Consider the following 2,632-nt stretch of genomic DNA (forward strand, 5'->3'; position numbering starts at 1 on the left):
TGATGTCCAAAATTTTGTTTCGTTCACCAACTCAAGGTTAGCTACTAAAAACTTTATTGATTACGTTTTGCTTGTTCAGTTTTCAAGGTTCATTTGTTTGTCACATTTAAGTGACTTTCTATACTTTAACATGTCGTTAACTCTATGTCAACTATTTGTGTTAGTATTTTTTAGTTGTTGTTGTTTCTTTCGTAACAACGTTTATAAATATATCACCTTAATATTAAGTTTGCAAGTGAATTATTAAAGTAAAACTATTTTAAATAAATCAATTATACCTCGGCATAATTGCGTCCGGAATCGGTCGGAGGCTTTAGGCCAACGTGATGTTGGTTACTCAGTCGCGTGTTGTTGTTGTTGTCGCTTCGCTTTCGCACAGTTAAATTGCCTCAGTACGCGGCGTTCTTAAACCGAGTTCCTCTATTTCAGCGGGTGTACAAACACCCACTGAAAGGAGCTAAAGGGAGTTTCTTCTATAGTATATAAATCTACTACACATGAATGTTATAAGTTCTAAATTAACACTATAAACGCTTATTTAAATTCCTCCTGATTTCTCATATTAGCGACTTCCCTTTTCTACTGCAGAAATTGATGAAGATTTTTTATCAATAAAATTGTTTTATATTTTTATAGTTTTTATAAGAAAAGCACCTACAATTGTTAGTTTCATTTCTAACAATTGTAGGTGCTTTTTATATTTCTATTGTGTATTTATACTTAGCGTACCCATATAAAGTATGCAAGGAAGACAAAGAATAATCCGTACATCATAGGGTGAATTTCTTTTTTGCGACCCGCTAAAAGCATTGTTATTGGATAGAAGACAAAGCCTATTGCGATACCTGTAGCAATTGAGTAACCAAGAGGCATCATGATTACTGTAAAGAAAGCTGGTACAGCAATCTCGAATTTATCCCAATCAATTAAACGTAATGAAGATACCATCAGAACACCTACAATAACTAGAGCTGGTGCTGTTACTGCTGGAGTTACCACAGCAAGTAACGGTGAGAAGAATAATGCTACTAGGAATAGTATTGCCGTTACTACAGCAGAGAAACCTGAACGAGCACCTGCTGCTACACCTGAAGTTGACTCTACATACGCTGTAGTTGTTGATGTACCAAATAGAGAACCAATTGTTGTCGCAAGAGCATCAGCCATCAATGCACGACTTGCACGTGGTAATTTATTATCTTTTACTAATCCTGCTTGTGTTGCAACTGCCATTAAAGTACCTGCTGTATCAAAGAAATCTACAAACAAGAATGTTAAGACAACTACTAAAAATTTAACGTTTAATAAAGAACTAAAGTCATGACGAATTGGATCTAGAGCTACCATAAATGTAGAATCTACACTCGGAATTGCTGAAACAAATGCTGTAGGAGGCTCAATGACACCTGTAATCATACCAACAATTGCTGTTATAACCATCCCTAAGAAAATACCAATACTACGTAGTTTAATAATAAGAATAATTGAAAGAACAATCCCGAATACAGCTAGTAAAGTTGGACCAGTGAATGTTCCTAAAGTCACCAATGTAGCTTTGCTATCTGTTATAATGCCCGCTCCTTGTAAGCCAACAAATGTTATAAATAAACCAATACCTGCTGAAACTGCATATTTAAGTTGTACTGGAATTGCATTAATTACTGTTTCACGAATACCTGTTAACGAAAGAATGATAAAGATAACACCTGAGAAAAAAACACCTGTTAAACCAGTCTGCCATGGAATACCGTACGCTCCAACTACAGTGAAAGCGAAGAATGCGTTTAAGCCCATACCAGGAGCAAGTGAAATTGGGAATTTAGCGAAAATACCCATAATTAGAGAACCGACTGCAGCTGCTAATGCTGTAGCTACGAATACAGCACCTTTATCCATTCCTGCATTTTCTAACATACCAGGGTTAACAGCTAAAATGTAAGCCATAGCAAGGAATGTAGTAATACCACCTATTATTTCGCGGCGATAATTAGTTCCTAATTCATCGAACATGAAATACTTTTTCATTTTAAAGAAATCCTCCGTATGGTCGTCTTCAATATCGAAAACAAAAAAAACACGCTGACTACTCTACTAGTCGCATGTCTACGATACATTTCATCACCATTACTATAGCGTGAAATCAATTAGTGTCTATACATTGGTATATATAACTAAAATCGTAGTCAAGTTATTTACGGTAACTTGGTAGAAACTCACGGGCCTTATCCCCGACATTATACGACGACATATTTAATTTACAATCGTAATATATCATTTCACTTTTCAGATTTCAACCCTATTTCCGAACATTTTTTATAAAAAATACACGAAAGTTCGTGTAAAATCCTTATTTAATGTTCACATTTTAAAAAATCGTTGCATAAACAGGTCAGTACTGAACGTTTTAAATAAAAAAATCCCCTAGGATCCATTCGAATTCTAGAGGATTTTAACTTCTTTCAGCAAATGTTTTCTGTAGCGAAAGCAAAGCGGCAGCTACAAATGTTTTTTGTAGCGAAAGCGAAGCGTCAGCTACAATTACTTTCTGTAGCGTCAGTAACAACACATGACTGAGTGACCAACTTCGTGTTGCTGTCGCTACGTTAACACTGCGCTTTTGCACAAAAAACAT

At 35.5% G+C, this 2,632-nt stretch carries 2 protein-coding genes and 1 riboswitch; both genes read right to left on the minus strand.

The features are described 5' to 3' along the window. Window positions 1–720 precede the first annotated feature (720 nt). Window positions 721–2,025: an NCS2 family permease gene (locus ACQKOG_RS24930; protein WP_370082932.1), complete on the minus strand. Its 1,305-nt coding sequence runs from the start codon at window positions 2,023–2,025 to the stop codon at window positions 721–723. Between the two features lie 135 nt (window positions 2,026–2,160). Next, a riboswitch (purine riboswitch) is annotated at window positions 2,161–2,262 on the minus strand. Between the two features lie 187 nt (window positions 2,263–2,449). After that, on the minus strand, window positions 2,450–2,632 hold a 183-nt coding region (locus ACQKOG_RS24935), incomplete at its 5' end, for a hypothetical protein (RefSeq protein ID WP_427448447.1).

This window comes from Lysinibacillus sp. NPDC093216 (genome assembly GCF_050280325.1).
Lineage (GTDB): Bacteria > Bacillota > Bacilli > Bacillales_A > Planococcaceae > Lysinibacillus.

What these genes read in the sequence shown, in the direction of transcription:
- ACQKOG_RS24930 (WP_370082932.1), bottom strand. Translation starts at nt 2,025, where the DNA reads ATGAAAAAGTATTTCATGTTCGATGAATTAGGAACTAATTATCGCCGC.